This is a genomic window from Agromyces cerinus subsp. cerinus (genome assembly GCF_900142065.1).
Lineage (GTDB): Bacteria > Actinomycetota > Actinomycetes > Actinomycetales > Microbacteriaceae > Agromyces > Agromyces cerinus.
Map to the genome: position 1 here is coordinate 52,177 of NZ_FSRJ01000002.1, position 16,144 is coordinate 68,320.

The window sequence follows — 16,144 nt, forward strand, 5'->3', positions numbered from 1 at the left end:
TCGACGCGGCGGAGCCACGGGATCCGCCATGCGACGGAGAAGTCAGTGCGGGTCGTCGATGGAGTCGACCCGTCGTTGCAGGAATGCCAGCTCCGCCGCGTTATCGGTCAGGATCTGCGCCTCCTCGTACGCGAGTCGCGCCTCGGTGCTGCGACCGAGACGCCGCAGCGCATCGGCACGTGCTGCCGAGAGGTAGGGGTAGCGCGCGAGTCGTGGGTCGGCGGCGAGCTCGTCGAGTTCGGCGAGCGCTTCGGCGGGGCCCTCGGCGAAGCCCAGCGCGATCGCCCGGTTGAGTCGCACCACCGGCGACACCCAGACGTCCACCAGCAGGTCGTACAGGCCCAGGATCTCGACCCAGTCCGTCTCCGACCATGACGGGCTCTCGTCGTGCACCGCCGCGATGGCGGCCATCAGGGCGTACCGGCCCGGGGGTCGGGCCCGTAACGCCTCACGTACCAGGGCCGCACCTTCCGCGATCGCCCGCCGGTTCCAGCGCGAACGATCTTGTTCCTCCATGAGCAGGACTTCGCCGTCGTCATCAAGTCGGGCGTCGAGGCGGGCGTCGGTGAGCACGACGAGGGCGAGCAGGCCCGCGACATCCGGATCGTCCGGCAGCAGCACCCGCAACAGGCGTGCGAGCTCCCGGCCGCGTTCGGCGAGGTCGCGGCGCATGAGCTCTACGCCGAACGGCGCGGTGTGGCCGGTTGTGTAGACGAGGTGCACGACGGCCAGCACGCTCTCGAGGCGCGGGCCGAGTTCATCGGGAGACGGCACCCGATACGGGATGCCGGCGGTCGTGATCTTCTGCTTCGCCCGCGTGATGCGGGCGGCCATCGTGGCCTCCGGTACCAGGAACGCGCGCGCGACATCCGCCGTCGACAGCCCGCACACGAGGCGGAGCGTGAGCGCGACGCGCGCCTCGGCCGCGAGGGCGGGATGGCAGCAGGTGAAGACGAGCGCGAGCCGGTCGTCGGGGATCGACTCGCCCGTGTCGGCGAGCTCGTCGAGCGGCGGCGGCTCGGGGTCGACGAGCTTCGGCAGCGCTCGGCGGGCCGTGGCGTCGCGCCGACGTACGTCCAGGGCCCGGCGGCGTGCCGTCGTCGTGAGCCACGCGCCCGGATTCGATGGGATGCCGCGGGCGCCCCAGATGGCGAGCGCGCTGGCGTACGCGTCCTGCACGGCCTCCTCGGCCGTGTCGATGTCGCCCGCCACCCGGATGGTGGCCGCCAGCACGAACGCCCACTCCCGGCGATGCGCCTCCGCGACCGCGGCGGCGACATCGGCGGGTGCGGGGGTCGGACTGGCGGCCGACGCCATCAGCTCACCAGCCGCACCGGCCGCACCTCGACGCCCGCGCCGGCCGGCACCTCCGACGCGATCGCGAGCGCCTCGTCGAGGTCGGCGGCCTCGACGAGGAAATACCCGCCGATGACCTCCTTCGACTCCGTGAACAGGCCGTCGGTCACGACGACCCTGCCGTCGTGGTCGTGCCGAATCGAGGTGCCGGAGGCGGGTGATTCGAGCGCCGCACCGCCGAGCAGTGAATCCGCACGGCGCTCCATGAACTCGCGGTAGGCCGGGTTGACCGTCTCGCCCTCCGACTGGGCGGCGTCATCGTCCTGGTAGATCAGGATCAGGTACTTGGACATGTCGTCATCCTCTCTCCTGCGGCACCGATTCGTGCCGTCACCATACCGACGCGCTCGTCGGCCGGGAATCGACAATGCGCCCGAAACTCGTTCGGTCGAGGTCAGCCGCGAGACGTCTCAGCGCGACGCACGTGGCTCCGTGCGTGCTCGACCGCGGGGGCGAGCTCGTCGAAGAGGTGGTTCTGGTGCCGGAGCGAGGCGATCACGCCCACTCGCTCGGCGAGGCGCAGGTGCTGCGTCTGGATGCCCTTGACGAGCACGGTCACGCCCCGCCGTTCGAGTGCGGTGATGAGCTCGGTGATGACCTGTGCTCCGGTGGCGTCGAGGATCTGCAGCTGCGACATCCGGATGATGACGACCTCGATGCCCCGGATGTCGCCGACGCGCTCGAGCATGCGTTCGGCGGCGCCGAAGAAGAGCGCCCCTTCGAGTCGGAACAGGGCGATGCGTTCGTCGCCGGGCTCGGCCGGGCCCGGCAGCTCCTCGCGGTGCACACCGCTCGAGCGGGCGAGTGCGCGCAGGGCGAAGAACGCCGCGGCGGCGATGCCGATGAGCACGGCGTAGATGAGGTCGAAGCTCACCGTGATGATCGCGGTGACGCCGAAGACGATCGCGTCGGCCCGGGTCGACCCGACGATGGTGCGCACCGTCGCGATCGAGATCATGCGGAACGCCGTGACCATCAGCACGCCGGCGAGTGCGGCCAACGGGATCTCGGCGACGACCGTCGCGCCGAACGAGACGACGAGGAGCAGCAGCACCGCGTGGGTGATCGCAGCCAGCCGGGTGCGACCGCCCGAGCGCACGTTCACCGCGGTGCGGGCGATCGCCCCGGTCGCCGGCATCCCGCCGAAGAAGCCCGCCGCGACGGACGCGAGGCCCTGGCCGACGAGTTCGCGGTCGGCGTCGTACGGGCCGGTGTCGGAGATCGAGGCGGCGACGCGCGCCGAGAGCAGCGACTCGATCGCGGCGAGGGCCGCGACCGCGAACGCCGGACCGGCGAGGCCGGCGAGCGTCGCCCAGTCGGCGTTCGGCAGCGTGGGTGCCGGGAGGCCGACCGGCAGCTGCCCGATCGTGTCGACCGGCAGGCTGAAGCCGGCCGCGATCGCGCTGACCGCGACGATCGCGACGATCGAGCCGGGGAAGCGGGGATGGATGCGCGGCGCCACCAGCATGATCGCCGCCACCACGGCGACGATGCCGAGGCTCCATCCGAGCTCCGGCCATGCGGCCGTGGGGATCGCCTCGGCGGCGGCGAGCGCCGCGTTCGGGCTGGGTCCGGGGGCGACGCCGAGCGCCGCGGGCACCTGCTGCAGGAAGATGATCACCGCGATGCCGAGCGTGAACCCCTCGATCACCGGCCACGGGATGTAGGTCACCGCGCGGCCGAGGCGCAGTACGCCGGCGGCGAGCACGATGAGGCCCGCGAACAGGCAGACCACCGCGAGCACACCTGTGCCGTGCGCGGCGATGATGGAGCCGAGCACGACGACCATGGCGCCGGTCGGACCGGACACCTGCACGTTCGAGCCGCCGAACACCGCGGCGACGAACCCGGCGACGATCGCCGTCACGAGCCCGCTCTCGGCGCCGGCGCCGGAGCTCACGCCGAACGCGAGCGCGAGCGGCAACGCGACGATGCCCACGGTGACACCTGCGGCCAGGTCGCCGCGCCACGTGCGACGGAGGTCGCGGTAGTCGGATGCCGCGGGCGCGAGGCTGCGCAGGTGGCGCACCGCCCGTCGCCACTGGCTCGCAGGGGCCGTCGTCGACCCGGTGGCGGGCAGGCCGGACGGCGTCGAACTCATGCCGGCACGCTCACCGGCGGGATCTCGGGCAGCCCGCCCTGGTCGACGAGCTGGCGCTGGGTGGTCTCGAGGATCTCACCGAGCAGCGCGCGAGCCACGCGCAGCAGGTCGGCGACCTGGGGGTAGGCCAGCCGGTAGTAGACGAGGCTGCCGCGTCGGTCGGCCACGACGAGCCGATTGCGACGGAGCACCGCAAGGTGCTGCGACAAGTGCGATGCCTCGAGCGAGGTCGCCGCGATGAGCTCCGAGACGGATGCCTCGGGCGCGGTCGAGAGCACCTCGAGGATGCGGATGCGGATCGGATGGGCGAGGCCCTTGAAGAGGCCGGCCTTCACCTCGTACAGCGGGCGGTTGGGGTCCGAGAGCATCGGCATCTCCCTGGGTTTATGGATTGATGAAATCATCATGTCACACGGTCGCCGCTGCGTGGATGCCGCGCTCGCCGCTACGCTCTCGATCCATGACTGCCGAACCGGGGCCCGTGCCGAACCTGCCGCTGCGTGAACGTCCGTTCGACTGGTTCTTCATCGTCGTCTTCTCGCTCTTCACGATCACGAGCCTGATCAGCGACATGCTGCCGACGCTCGGCGTCGACATCTCGTCGCCCTCGTCGAACTTCTTCGTGAACTCGAATTACTGGTACGCGAGCGACACCGACCCGCTCTTCATGGAGCCGCCCGTGTGGATGCGCATCGTCACCGGGCTCTCGGCGTTCGTCTACATGCCGTTCTACATCGTGTTGGTGCTCTCACTGATCCGCGGGTGGAACTGGATCCAGTTGCCGAGCGTCATCTACGCGACGATGATCTCGACGATCACGGGCATCATCGTGTTCGGCGTCGAGTTCTTCGGCGAGCCCGAGTGGCAGACGACGAACCCCGTGAAGTTCCTGGCGTTCAACCTGCCGTACGTGCTCATTCCGATCGTGTTGCTCGTGCGCATGCGGAAGCCCTCGCCGTTCACACGGCGGTTCTGAGCGCAGCGGATGCATCGGCTCGCCGACACCCTGAGCGTCGCACCTCCAGCGAACCGTGACGGAGCCCGATGTGATCTCGAAGCCGCCCTCGACCTGTCACGCCGTCTTGCGTTCAGGTGGAGCGTGGTCGTCGTCGAGTCGATCGGCGAGTCGGGTGGGTGAGGTGGTCGACTTGCGCCAGCTGCCGCCCGGGTCGAGCCACACGGGTGGCCGGATCTCGGGCACCCCGCGCCGCATGCGGATCGCCCATCCCGAGGTGTCGATCGTGCGGTGGTGGAACCAGCACAACAGCACACCGTTGTCGGTGTGAGTGGGGCCGCCGCGCGCGTCGGGGATGACGTGGTGGATCTCGCACCACGCGGCGGGCACGGTGCAGCCGGGGATGAGGCAGCCGCCGTCGCGAAGGGTGATCGCCCGTCGTTGGTGCGGGGTGAAGCAGCGTTCAGGTGAACCGAGGCGGATGATGCGGCCCGCGGCGTCGGAGATCACGGTCTGGATGCCGCCGGTGCAGACCATGTGCCGCACCGCGCGGAGTGAGATCGGCAGTTCGACGCCGTCGGCGTGCCCGGCACCGGAGCCGGTCTCGAGGTCGACTGCCCGAACGCTGACGAGCACCGTCGGTGCTGCGCCGCCGATGCTCGGGTGTTCGCCGGAGCGCGCCGCGGTGTCGATGATCGCGGCGAGCACGTCGTGCCGTTGCTGTTCGGTGGTGCGGGTCTCGGCCTGCACCGCGAGGTCGGAGCGTTCGGTGTCGGTGAGGAATCCGCCGCCGCTGCGGGGCGAGAGGTGCGCATCGAGGAGGCGCTTCAGCTTCGCCGCGACCTCGGGCAGCAACTCGCCCGAGATCTGGATGAGTCCGTCGCGTGCGCGCCCGACCCGGAACCCACGCCGGCGCATCGCGCGTTCGTCGTCGGGTTCTGGCCCGTCTTGATCCAGGAACACCGCCCACGCGCGGGCCTGCACGGCGAGCTCGTCGGCGCTGGCACGCACCGGTGCCGCGTCACCCGTTCCGGTCGCCTGGTCGACGAGCTCACGCTCGGCGACATCGAGTCGCGTGGGGTCGGCCACGGTGCGGGTGCGACCGAGTTCCCGAACGATCGTCGCTGCCGCGTCGAGGCCGAGCGAGCCTGCGACGAGTGCAGCGGCCACGTGCGGATGCGCCGCCGGCACGGGCTGCCCGGTCAGGCCGGTATCGGCCAGGGTCGCCGTACCGACCGAGACTCTGCGGCGCGCTTCGGCGCCCGAGACCTGCGTGACCCGTTCGATCAGTTCGGCCGCAGACCGGCACCCCTTGCGCGTCGACAGGCGCCCGGCGCCGAGTTCGACCCGGCTGCGTTCGGCGACCTCACCGGCGAAGGCGGCACGGTGCGCGTCGAGCAACCGCCCGACGCCTTCGAGGGCCCCCCATCGCGACGAGCAGTTCGTCATCACCGAGTCCCCGCGGTGGGTCGAGATCGAGCGCGGCATGAAGCGCCGAGCGTACCTGCTCGAGCGCCTCGGGAATGCCTGCCATGTCGACCACACTGCCACCACCCACTGACATTCCAGTCATCACGAAAACACCTGCTCATCGGCTGTTTCGAACGACTCTTCCTCCACAGGGCCGCCGGGCGGGAGTTCTCCACAGGAGGTGGCCCGGCCGACGCGGAGCGCGAGCGGCTCGCCGCCGTGTGCTCGTTCATCGCCACACCGGAGAGGAGCTGCGCCGAATTCCGAATCCTGCTCAGTATCCTGCGTCCCCTTGCCAAGAGGAAGATATCTTCCTATTCTCTCCACATGGCACGCAGACGCGAAGGACGGCTCGTCGACCTCGAGGTCGACATCCTCGCCGCCGGCATGGAGCTTCAAGGGGACGACGGCGAGTTCTACGGCTTCGCGCTCGCGAAGCGCATCGCCGAACGATCGGATGCCGCTGCGCTCACCGCGCACGGCACGCTCTACAAGGCGCTGGCCCGTCTGAGTGAACGGGGCCTGCTCGAATCCGTCTGGGAGGATGCCGCGATCGGGGAGGCCGAGGGGCGGCCGCGGCGCCGCCTCTATCGCGTCACGGGTGCCGGTGAAGTCGCCTACCGCACCGAACTCGACGCCCGACGTGTGGCCGCGGTGCATGGCAAGGCGGCGTTCGCATGACCGTCGAGCGCGTCGGCGTGGTGATCGAGGAGCGCGAGCCCGCGGCATCCGCTCAAGGAGGTGACCGTGACGTGCCCGGCAGCGACCGTGCCATGCATCGCAGCGACCGCGCCGTGCTCGCGTGGGGACGTTGGTACACGCGCGACCTGCCCGACGACGTCGCCGCCGACCGTCTCGCCGAGCTCGAGTCCGACGTCTTCGAGGAGCGCGCGGCCGCGGGCGGAGCGCAGGGTGCGGGCCGTTCGATCGTCGGCCGTGCGATCCGCGGCGTTCCCGCCGACCTCGCGTGGCGGGTCGCCCGGCTGCGCGGCCTCTCGCTGACGGCGCCGAAGGGCACCTTCCCGCTCATGCTGCCCGCGCTCGCGCACGTCGCGACGGCGATGCTGCTCGCCTGGGGCGTGCTCATCGTCGTGCGCGTCGGGGCGGGGATGCTCGACGGCTCATGGGCCGGGGCATGGGACCTCGTCGCCGCGGGTCTCGTCGGCCTCGGTCTCGCGCTCATCGGCTCGGCGTTGACGCTCGTGCCCGAGGCCCGATGGCTCGGCGCGCTCTGGCTCGCCGTCGCGAGCTACGTGCTGCTCCGCTTCGGCATGTACGCGCTCATCGCCACGAGCACCACGCTGAGCGCGTTCTACAATTCGGCGCTCATCGAGGCGATCCTCATCAATCGCGTGCTGTCCGCAGCCGGGGTGCTCTTCTTCGTCTCGATGGCCGCCTGGTGGCTGCCGTCGGCCAAGGCCCTGTGGGCCGCGCGACCCGAGCGGGTGCACCGCTCGCCCGTCATCGACCCGGAAGGAACCATCGCATGAACGTGCAACGCATCGCCGCGATCGCCGCGATCACGGGCGCAGTGCTCGGCGGAGCATCCATCGTCGCGCTCGGCGCGGCCGCGTACACCGCCGGCCAGCCGCAGGCCACGGCAGAGATCGTCTCCTCCGAGATCGACGACAGCGCCCGTCAGCAGCCCGACCAGACCTCGGCGGCCGCGCCGGCCGCGGCCGGCCACAGCTCGCAGCTCGCGGCCGCGTCGGGCACCGACACGAACGCCGCCGACTACAACCCGTACCTCGACCCGCTGAACGCCGACTACGTGACGCCCGAAGCCCGCTCCGAATGGCTCGGAAAGCAGGCCGTCATCCGCAAGTGCATGACCGACGCCGGCTTCGAGTACCTCGACTGGCAGTGGTGGCTCGGCAACGACGCGCAGCCGAAGGGGCTCGACTACGAGAGCTCGATCCTCTGGACGCAGGCGCTCTACGGGCCCGACATCTACAACCCGGGCGGCGGCTGCGCCGATGTGGGTTCCGCGGCCGAGGCCGCAGCCCGGGCTGCGGGGGAGCCGCTCAGCGCCCCGGTGCCCGAGGACGACCCGACCCTGCCGACCGAGCGGCAGGAATGGCTCGACTTCCAAGACCTCGTCCGCGCCTGCATGACCGAAGCCGGACAGGAGTACCTCTACTGGGAGTGGTGGAACCCCGAGTACGGTGCCCAGGCGGGCATCGCCGACCCCGAGGCCCCGCTCGCTCTGCCGGCGCAGCCCGCTGGGCTCAGCGAGTCCGAGAAGGCCGAGTGGTCGCTCGCCCTCGACGGCGATGCCGGGCTCGGCGCGGCCTACCGCTGGGAGGACGCGGGCTGCTGGGGCCGCGCCGTGCACGAGTCGGGCAACGACAACATGCACTGAGCACGCCTGCCCGCACCGGTCACGAGGCCTGAGCCAGGCGGATGCCGCGGCTCAGGCCTTGGCGCCCTTCACCTTCTCCTTGAGGAAAATGAGGGGCAGGAGCCAGGTGCCGAGCGCGGTGATGATCCAGATCGTGAGGGTCGCGAGCACCCAGGTCACCCAGCCGTCGATCGTGATGCCGCCCGGGAAGAGCGAGGCGATCAGCAGCGCCACGAACGTCGAGACGAGGCCGATGCCGCCGAGGATCGCGGAGGCGTGCTGTCGGGCGACGTTGAAGATGAACGGGCCGAGCACCGCCTGGGCGATCGTGAAGACGACGATCGCGATCAGGAACCCGCCCCACTCGATGTGGAAGTCAGGCAGGATCCACGAGGCGACGAGCAGGCCGAGGGCGACCGTCACGAGTGAGATCAGCGTGCGGATGAGGAAGCGGATCATGCCGCGAGCGTAGCGGGGCGACGGATGCCGCGTCGAGCAGCGCGCCGGAGCGGCATCCGCTCGCAGCGCGGCATCCGCTCGCACCGCGGGCCCGAACCGCCGACCGTGGCGGTGCGCGCGCGAAGCGAGCAAGATGTGTCGCATGGCCGAACGCGCGACGCGTGAGGAGCAGGCACCGAACCCGGCGGCGCGCCGGGTGCAGGCGGCCTACTTCACGCTGCTCATCGGCAACACGCTCGCCGCCTCGTTCATCTGGGGCGTCAACACGCTCTTCCTGCTCGACGCCGGCCTCACGAACTTCGAGGCGTTCGCCGCCAACGCCTTCTTCTCGGTGGGAATGGTGATCTTCGAGGTGCCGACGGGCGTCGTCGCCGACACGCTCGGTCGGCGCGTCTCGTACCTGCTCGGCACCGTCACGCTCGCCGTGACGACCGTGCTCTACTACCTGCTCTGGGTGGCCCACTCGCCGTTCTGGATGTGGGCGATCGTCTCGGTGCTGCTCGGCCTCGGCTTCACGTTCTTCTCGGGCGCCGTCGAGGCGTGGCTCGTCGACGCGCTCGCCGCGACCGGCTACACGGGCGGGCTCGAACGGGTCTTCGGGCGCGGTCTCGCACTCGCGGGCGCGGCGATGTTCATCGGCTCGATCCTGGGCGGAGTGATCGCGCAGGCGACGAATCTCGGGGTGCCGTTCCTCATCCGCGCGGGCATCCTCGTCGTCATGTTCGTCGTCGCGGCGATCGTGATGCACGACCTCGGGTTCACGCCGGCCGGGCGAGCGCACCCGATCCGCGCGACGAAGGAGGTCTTCGACGCCTCGGTGAAGTACGGGCTCGGCCGGCGCCCGGTGCGCTACGTCATGTTCGCCTCGTTCTTCACGACTGGCGTCGGCTTCTACGTGTTCTACGCGCTGCAGCCCTACCTCGTCGAGCTCTGGGGCGACACCGGCGCCTACTCGATCGCGGGTCTCGCCGCGGCGATCCTGTCGGGCTCGCAGGTGATCGGCGGACTCGTGGCCCCGTGGGTGCGCCGTCGATTCCGCAAGCGCACGACGACGATCATCCTGAGCCTCGTCGTCTCGAGCCTCGTGCTGCTCGCTCTCGGCGTGAACCGAAACTTCTGGATCGCGCTCGTGCTGCTCACGGTGTGGGGGCTCGTCGACGCGGCCGCCGGGCCGGTGCAGCAGGCATACCTGAACGACATGATCCCGTCGCAGCAGCGCGCCACCGTGCTCTCCTTCGACTCGCTGCTCGGCAGTACGGGCGGCGCGGTGATCCAGCCGGTGCTCGGACGCTCGGCCGACCTGTGGGGCTACCCCGGCTCGCTGCTCGTCAGCGGCGGCATCCAGGCGCTCGCCGTGCCGTTCCTGTGGCTGAGTCGCCGGCAGGGGTCGCCGGCGGATGTCGCGACGGACGAGTCGCCCGAGCGACCCGAGGAGATCACGGAGTCGGGGCCGCCGGTCGGGTAGATCAGGCGCTCATCGGCGATTTCCCGGGTTCGCCCCCCGTTCGGGGGGCGTGTACCATGGCTCGGACACGCCCGAGCGGTCGACCGGCCGTTCCCGAATCGCGGCGGGAGGTGCCCGATGCGGAAGACCGTTGTCTTCAGTGCTGCCGTCGCGGCCCTCTTCGTCGGGTCGATCTTCATCGGCGTCGCCGCCGCCACGACGGGAGCGCCGGTGCTCTACGACGCGCGCTCGCCGCAGCCCGTCGCGACGGGTTCCGACGGATTCGACGTCGACGCGGGCGAGGCTCAGGGCGGTGAATCGCAGGTTCCGGCCGATGGTGCCGACACCGACGACGCCCCGCTGCCGAGTCCGACCTCTCCGCCGAAGACGTCCCCACGACCGACTCCTGCGCCGTCCCCGACGCCGGGCCCGACGAACCCGCCGGTTGCCGACCCCGTGCCGACGCCCGAAGAGCAGCAGGCATGGCTCGGCTTCCAGCAGCTGGTGCGCGAGTGCATGGTCGAGGCGGGCCACGAGTACCGCGAGTGGGAATGGTGGACCACCGAACCTCGCGACCCGACGTCGACGGCGCCGGCGATGCCCGAAGGACTCACCGACGAGGGCGAGGCCGCGTGGCGACTCGCGCTCGAGGGCGACGGCGGCGAGAGCGACGGATGTCTCGGCGAGGCCGTTCGCGAGGACCAGGCTCACCCGGTCGTGCCCCCGGCCGCAGCGCCGCCGCCTCCGCCTGCCGCGACCGAGGCGCCGGAGGCGCCGACGCCCGACGCCGGAGCGGCACCGACCGACTGACGTCGCGTATCGCGCGTCGCGTGAGGCGACCCCGCCCGGCCCGTCGGTGTCGGGCGCCCGGCTCCGGTTCAGGCCGACAGCGTCTCGACGCGCCCGTTCAGCTCGGCGGCATCCGCTGCCCAGAGTTCGACGACGTCGGCGGCGAGCCGCTCCTCGAGGCCCGCGAGCGCCTGCACGCGGAAGGTGACGGCCGCGGCGGTGTCGCCCGCCTTGCCGAAGCCCTGCGCGAGCGAGCGCATCCACGACTCGCTCGCCGCCTTGACGGCGGTGTAGTTCGCGCCGCCGGCGGTGGGGCGTTCGACGGTCGTCGACGACACGATCGCGATGCGGCCGGCAGGGGAGCCGACGAGGTCGTCCCAGAACGCGCGGCTGACGTAGCGCAGCGCGGTGAACGAGCGGTCGAGCACGCGGTAGTCCTCTTCGGTCTGGCCGGCGATGCCGCCGCCGCCGCGCCAGCCGCCGACGAGGTGCACGACCCCGTCGACGTCGCCCACTCGGGCGTGCACGCGCATCGCGAGTTCGAGCACGTCGTCGCCGTCGGTGAGGTCGGCGCGTTCGCCGATGACGCCGGGCAGCTCGGCCTCGAGCGCCTCGAGACGACCCTCGTCGCTGCCGACGGCGACCACGCGGGCCCCGGCGTCGAGCAGTGCACGGGCGACCGCACGGCCGGAGGCGCTCGTCGCGCCCGCGATCAGCACGGTGCGGCCGGCGAGGCGGGTGGCGTCGGAGGGGCCGGGGGTGTCGGAGGGCTGGTCGGTCATGTTCGGCTCCACTTCGAGCTCTCGGGATCAGGCGAACGGACGCTGCTCAGGACGGAATCCATGATCCGGTCCTGAGCAGCGTACGTCGTCCTGACCCTCGGTGCGGGCGCGGGCGTCAGGCGTCGGCGGCCGTGATGCCGACCGTCGACTCGATGACGGGCTTCATCTTCTTGTCGAGGGCCTCGTAGAACATCGACAGCGGGAACTCGTCGTCCATCACGAGGTCGGTGTAGCCCTTGGGTGGGCCGGCGAGCACCTCGCGGGGCAGGCCCTCGGCCCAGACCGACGCCGGGTTCGGCGTCACGACGCTCGTGACGAGCTCGTAGGCGGCGAGCCAGTGCACGGTCTTCGGGCGGTCGATCGACTTCCAGTAGAGCTCGTCGATCGCGTCGCCGAGTTCGACGACCGCGTCGGGCACGGCGTCCCAGTCGAAGCTCAGCGAGACGTCGGTCCAGTCGAGCACGTGCTTCTGGTGCAGCCACGCGAACAGCAGCTGGCCGCCGAGCCCGTCGTAGTTGCGCACGCGCGAGCCCGTGATCGCGAACCGGAAGATGCGGTCGAAGATCACCGCGTACTGCACGAGCTTGCCGGTCGAGCGCATCTGCTCCTCGACGTCGGTGAGCTCCTCGCCGGCCGCGAGGCGCGCGTTCAGTGCGCGCTCGATCTTCACCGACTCGCGGAACGCGGTGAGGTCGCACCGCAGCTCCTCGAGCGAGTAGAGGAAGAACGGCATGCGCTGCTTGATCATGAACGGGTCGAACGGCAGGTCGCCGCGCATGTGCGTGCGGTCGTGGATGATGTCCCACATGACGAACGTGCGCTCGGCGAGCTCCTGGTCGTCGAGCAGCGCCGCCGCGTCGGCGGGCAGCTCGAGCTTCGTGATGTCGGATGCCGCGCGCACGACACGGCGGTAGCGCGCCGCTTCGCGGTCCTGGAAGATCGCGCCCCACGTGAACGTCGGGATCTCGCGCATGGCGACGGTCTCGGGGAACAGCACCGCCGAGTTCGTGTCGTAGCCGGGCGTGAAGTCGACGAGGCGCAGGCTCACGAAGAGCTTGTTGCCGTAGTCGCCGGCTTCGAGCTCCGCGATGAACTCGGGCCAGATCGTCTCGACGACGAGCGCCTCGACGTGACGGTCGGACGAGCCGTTCTGCGTGTACATGGGGAAGACGACGAGGTGGCGGATGCCGTCGATGCGGTGCCGCTGCGGCTGGAACGCCACGAGCGAGTCGAGGAAGTCGGGCACGCCGAAGCCCTCGGCCTGCCAGCGGCGGAAGTCGACGACGGATGCCGCGAGGTACTCGGCCTCGTGCGGGAACCGCGGCGCGAGCGCCTCGATCGACTCGACGATCGCGTCGACGAGCGTCGACGCCTGTTCCCTGCTCCCTGAGCCCGTCGAAGGGTCGGATGCCTCGGGCACCGAGCCGTCCTTCACCTGCAGCGCCTGGAGGGCGGTCGCCGACTCCTTGAGGCGGAGCCACGCGGCATCCGTCTCGACGCCCTCGGCGAGTGCGAGGTCGGCGGCGGTCACCGCGTCCTCGAGAACCTCGGGTTCGCCGATGATGGCGTCGATCGTGGTGTTGCTCGACATGTGAACCTCCGATCCTCGATGAGGGTGCGTGACGTGATGGGATGCTGCGCGGCGCGATTCGCCGGGCCCTTCAAGGCTACGAGCCGAAGGTCTGCGATTGGTTGTGCCCCGGCGCGGGATTCTTGCGTGAGCCCCGAATCTCGCGGCTGAGATCGCTGCCGCGCGCAAGAGCTCTCGTGAGCCCTCGCCGAGGCGCGATGGCATCGGAGCGGGTGCAGCCACTGAGTCGTGCAGGTGCGGGCACGTGCGCGGAGCGCGCCGATGTCGACGGGCGGTCCAGTGGGGGTCCGGATGTCGCGGCAACACCGCGTTCCTATCGTGAGGGTTATTCAGTTATTGAATCGAATGGAAGGACAGGATCATGAACACCACGAAGACGGGGGCGGCGGCCATCGGTGCAGTGGCGCTCCTCGTCGTACTCACCGCATGCGCCGGTGTGCGCGCCGACGTCGAGTCGGGGAACGTGCCGCAGTCGCAGCACGAGCTCCAGAAGTCGGCCCGACAGGAGTCCGCCGAGATGCGTGCTGAGCTCCACGCCGGAGCGACCTCCGTGCAGTCGTTCGCGACCGCCGAGGGGATCCGCAGCGCCAAGCAGACCGAGGCCCGCTCGGTCGCCGGCCCGTCGCCGTCGAGCGTCGAGGGGATCCGCACTGCGAAGCAGTCGGAGGCTCGGGCCGACGTCGAGTCCCTTCGTCAGCACGAGCTCGAGCACGGCGCGTCATCGGACCGACTCCGGTGACCCGCGACGACCCGACGGGGCCCCGGCAGATGCCGAGGCCCCGTCGCATGCGCGCGGATGCCTCGAACGATGCTGTCGTACGCCACACAACATCTCGCCCCCGAGGATCGTGCGGTGTTCTGCGCGCAGCGGTGAATCGGAACGTCATGCTGTGACGCACCGAGTCGCGTGCTGAGACATGGGCACTCCTCTCCATTGACGCCGGCTCTCGGGCGCTGTCAGGATGCGATTCGGCAGATCGTCGATCCCTAGAGCAAGGAAACCTCCCACATGACCACTCCCGCTCCCGCCCCCGTGTCTGCACCGTCGGCGCCCGCCGAGAAGTGGAACGTCCTCGCGATCGTCGGCTTCGTGCTCTCGCTCCTGGGCACCAACATCGTCGCCATCGTGCTCGGGTTCATCGCCCTGAGCCAGGTGAAGAAGTCGGGTGAGCGCGGCCGCGGCCTCGCGCTCGCTGCCGTCATCATCGGCTTCGCATCGATCGTGCTCTACATCATCATCTTCATCGCGACCTTCGCGTTCGTTGCGGCGACCCCCTCGGTGACGTCCTACTGAGTCGTCGACGAGACCACTCGTACGAAGTCCCCACGCGGCGCTGCCGGTGGGGACTTCGTCGTCTGACGGCCGTCAGGGAACGAGTTCGGCCTCGCGGATCGTCGCGCCGGCCGCTGCCGGCGTCGCCCGCCCGGCGGGCAGCAGCAGGGCGATGAGTGCCGACGCGAGCAGCACGGAGGCCCCGACCACGACGGCCGGCACGGCCCCGACGCTGTAGTCGGTCGGCGTGAGCGAACCGCCGGCGCCGGTGAAGACCGCCGTCGAGACCGCGATGCCGAGTGCGACGCCCACCTCTCGGAGCATCGAGTTCGTACCGCTCGCCTTCGCGTGGTCGTCGGGCTGCATCGTCGCGAGCACGGCCGTCGACGACGGGGCGAACACGAGGCCCATGCCGACGCCCGCGAGGATGAACGGTGCCAGGTACGACACGTACGGCGTGTCGGGTTCGAGCAGCGTGGTCAGCCAGAAGAGCGCGGCCGACAGCGCCGCGAGGCCGGCGACGATGAAGATGCGCGTGCCGACGCGCCCGGCGAACGCCCCGGCGAGCGGAGCGATGACCATCGGGGCGAGCGTCCACGGCGAGGTCTGCACCGCCGCCTCGAGCGGCGTCGCGCCCTGCACGACCTGCAGGAACTGGATGAGGATGAAGATCGACCCGAATGCGCCGAAGCTGAAGCCGAACCCCGCGAGGTTCGCGACCGTGAAGCTGCGATCGCGGAAGAGCCGGAGCGGCAGGAGCGGCGCGGGCGCCTGCGACTCCCAGACGACGAAGCCGACGAGGAGCAGGCCGCCGGCGATGAGGCTGCCGAGCACCTCGAAGCTCGACCAGCCCGCGTCGTTGCCGCGCACGATGCCGTAGACGATGCCGAGGAGGCCGAGCCCCGACAGTGCGAGGCCGACGATGTCGGCGCGGAGCCGGGCGCCGAAGCTGTTCGACAGCGCGAGCAGCACGAGTGCGATCGAGACGACGCCGACGGGCACGTTGATCCAGAAGATCGCCTGCCAGGCCCACCCCTCGATGACCGCGCCGCCGACGAGTGGCCCGGTCGCGACGCCGAGGCCCGCGACGCCGCCCCAGATGCCGATGGCGAGCGGGCGACGTGCCAGCGGAACGGCGCCGGCGAGCAGGGTGAGCGAGAGCGGCATGATCGCGGCGGCGCCGAAGCCCTGGGCGGCGCGCGCGGCGATGAGCTGGCCGGGGTCGGTGGCGAGGGCCGCGAGCGCCGAGCTCAGCGTGAACACCGCGATCCCGATGATGAAGAGGGTGCGTCGCCCGAACCGGTCGCCGAGGGCGACCGCCATCAGGATCGTGCTCGCGAACGCCAGAGTGTACGCGTTCATGAACCACTGCAGCTCTTCGACGGATGCCCCGAACTCCGAGTGCAGCACGGGCAGTGCGTTGGTCATGACGAGGTTGTCGAGCGTCGCCATGAACATCGGCAGCGCCGTGGCGAGGAGGACGAGCCAGATCGGTCGTGATCGGCGGGCGCCGGAGGGGCGCGTGGGAGGGCGAACTGCGGCATCGAGAGTGGTGGACACGACGGCGCTCCTTGTTGTTATCG

General features: G+C 70.7%; 17 protein-coding genes. 8 read left to right on the forward strand and 9 right to left on the reverse strand.

The window, feature by feature from the left end; translation table 11 throughout:
- Window positions 1-42: 42 nt before the first annotated feature.
- The 4 genes from BUR99_RS06320 to BUR99_RS06335 form a co-directional block, all read right to left on the reverse strand.
- Entirely contained in the window at window positions 43-1,317 is a 1,275-nt protein-coding gene (locus tag BUR99_RS06320) for an RNA polymerase sigma factor (RefSeq protein ID WP_074259564.1), read from the reverse strand.
- Window positions 1,317-1,649, reverse strand: coding sequence for a YciI family protein (locus BUR99_RS06325; protein ID WP_074259565.1), 333 nt, complete (start codon window positions 1,647-1,649; stop codon window positions 1,317-1,319). The genes BUR99_RS06320 and BUR99_RS06325 overlap by 1 nt, the downstream gene beginning before the upstream one ends.
- 101 nt (window positions 1,650-1,750) lie before the next feature.
- Window positions 1,751-3,457 (reverse strand): SulP family inorganic anion transporter, encoded by a 1,707-nt coding sequence (locus BUR99_RS06330; protein ID WP_084183723.1) that lies wholly within the window; start codon window positions 3,455-3,457, stop codon window positions 1,751-1,753.
- A complete protein-coding gene (locus BUR99_RS06335; RefSeq protein ID WP_074260238.1) occupies window positions 3,454-3,825 on the reverse strand; it encodes an ArsR/SmtB family transcription factor in 372 nt (123 codons plus the stop codon). The genes BUR99_RS06330 and BUR99_RS06335 overlap by 4 nt, the downstream gene beginning before the upstream one ends.
- A gap of 92 nt (window positions 3,826-3,917) precedes the next feature.
- Here BUR99_RS06335 and BUR99_RS06340 point away from each other — a divergent pair, with 92 nt between their 5' ends.
- Complete coding sequence (locus BUR99_RS06340; RefSeq protein WP_084183725.1) at window positions 3,918-4,433, forward strand: EXPERA domain-containing protein; 516 nt, start codon at window positions 3,918-3,920, stop codon at window positions 4,431-4,433.
- A 96-nt stretch (window positions 4,434-4,529) separates the two neighbouring features.
- On the opposite strand, the gene BUR99_RS06345 is transcribed toward BUR99_RS06340, so the two are convergent.
- A complete protein-coding gene (locus tag BUR99_RS06345) occupies window positions 4,530-5,900 on the reverse strand; it encodes an HNH endonuclease signature motif containing protein (protein WP_074259567.1) in 1,371 nt (456 codons plus the stop codon).
- 309 nt (window positions 5,901-6,209) lie between these two features.
- Here BUR99_RS06345 and BUR99_RS06350 point away from each other — a divergent pair, with 309 nt between their 5' ends.
- The 3 genes from BUR99_RS06350 to BUR99_RS06360 are packed head-to-tail and all read left to right on the forward strand — an operon-like array spanning window position 6,210 to window position 8,244.
- Window positions 6,210-6,563, forward strand: a complete 354-nt coding sequence (locus tag BUR99_RS06350; protein WP_074259568.1) for a PadR family transcriptional regulator — start codon at window positions 6,210-6,212, stop codon at window positions 6,561-6,563.
- Window positions 6,560-7,372, forward strand: a complete 813-nt coding sequence (locus tag BUR99_RS06355; RefSeq protein WP_074259569.1) for a hypothetical protein — start codon at window positions 6,560-6,562, stop codon at window positions 7,370-7,372. Before BUR99_RS06350 ends, BUR99_RS06355 begins: the two co-directional genes overlap by 4 nt.
- The gene (locus tag BUR99_RS06360; protein ID WP_074259570.1) at window positions 7,369-8,244 is read left to right on the forward strand and encodes a hypothetical protein; all 876 of its coding nucleotides are present in this window, start codon (window positions 7,369-7,371) and stop codon (window positions 8,242-8,244) included. The genes BUR99_RS06355 and BUR99_RS06360 overlap by 4 nt, the downstream gene beginning before the upstream one ends.
- Before the next feature lie 51 nt (window positions 8,245-8,295).
- Here BUR99_RS06360 and BUR99_RS06365 read toward each other — a convergent pair whose 3' ends face one another.
- Window positions 8,296-8,826, reverse strand: a complete 531-nt coding sequence (locus tag BUR99_RS06365; RefSeq protein ID WP_234980769.1) for a phage holin family protein — start codon at window positions 8,824-8,826, stop codon at window positions 8,296-8,298.
- Between BUR99_RS06365 and BUR99_RS06370 the strand changes: the two genes are divergently transcribed.
- Window positions 8,825-10,147 (forward strand): MFS transporter, encoded by a 1,323-nt coding sequence (locus BUR99_RS06370; protein ID WP_074259572.1) that lies wholly within the window; start codon window positions 8,825-8,827, stop codon window positions 10,145-10,147. The two genes, BUR99_RS06365 and BUR99_RS06370, sit on opposite strands and share 2 nt — an antisense overlap.
- 117 nt (window positions 10,148-10,264) lie before the next feature.
- On the forward strand, window positions 10,265-10,936 hold the full coding sequence (locus BUR99_RS06375) for a hypothetical protein (RefSeq protein WP_074259573.1): 672 nt from the start codon (window positions 10,265-10,267) through the stop codon (window positions 10,934-10,936).
- Window positions 10,937-11,004: 68 nt separating this feature from the next.
- Here the strand turns inward: BUR99_RS06375 and BUR99_RS06380 are convergent, their stop codons facing one another.
- Window positions 11,005-11,697: an SDR family NAD(P)-dependent oxidoreductase gene (locus BUR99_RS06380; RefSeq protein WP_074259574.1), complete on the reverse strand. Its 693-nt coding sequence runs from the start codon at window positions 11,695-11,697 to the stop codon at window positions 11,005-11,007.
- 115 nt (window positions 11,698-11,812) lie between these two features.
- The gene (locus BUR99_RS06385) at window positions 11,813-13,288 is read right to left on the reverse strand and encodes a DUF6421 family protein (protein ID WP_074259575.1); all 1,476 of its coding nucleotides are present in this window, start codon (window positions 13,286-13,288) and stop codon (window positions 11,813-11,815) included.
- A gap of 361 nt (window positions 13,289-13,649) precedes the next feature.
- On the opposite strand from BUR99_RS06385, the gene BUR99_RS06390 reads away from it, so the two are divergent.
- Window positions 13,650-14,027 carry a hypothetical protein gene (locus BUR99_RS06390; protein ID WP_074259576.1) on the forward strand — a complete coding sequence of 126 codons (378 nt, stop codon included), beginning with the start codon at window positions 13,650-13,652 and terminating at the stop codon, window positions 14,025-14,027.
- A gap of 270 nt (window positions 14,028-14,297) precedes the next feature.
- On the forward strand, window positions 14,298-14,582 hold the full coding sequence (locus BUR99_RS06395) for a DUF4190 domain-containing protein (RefSeq protein WP_074259577.1): 285 nt from the start codon (window positions 14,298-14,300) through the stop codon (window positions 14,580-14,582).
- A 72-nt stretch (window positions 14,583-14,654) separates the two neighbouring features.
- Here BUR99_RS06395 and BUR99_RS06400 read toward each other — a convergent pair whose 3' ends face one another.
- Window positions 14,655-16,121, reverse strand: coding sequence for a DHA2 family efflux MFS transporter permease subunit (locus BUR99_RS06400; RefSeq protein WP_074259578.1), 1,467 nt, complete (start codon window positions 16,119-16,121; stop codon window positions 14,655-14,657).
- Between the last annotated feature and the right edge of the window lie 23 nt (window positions 16,122-16,144).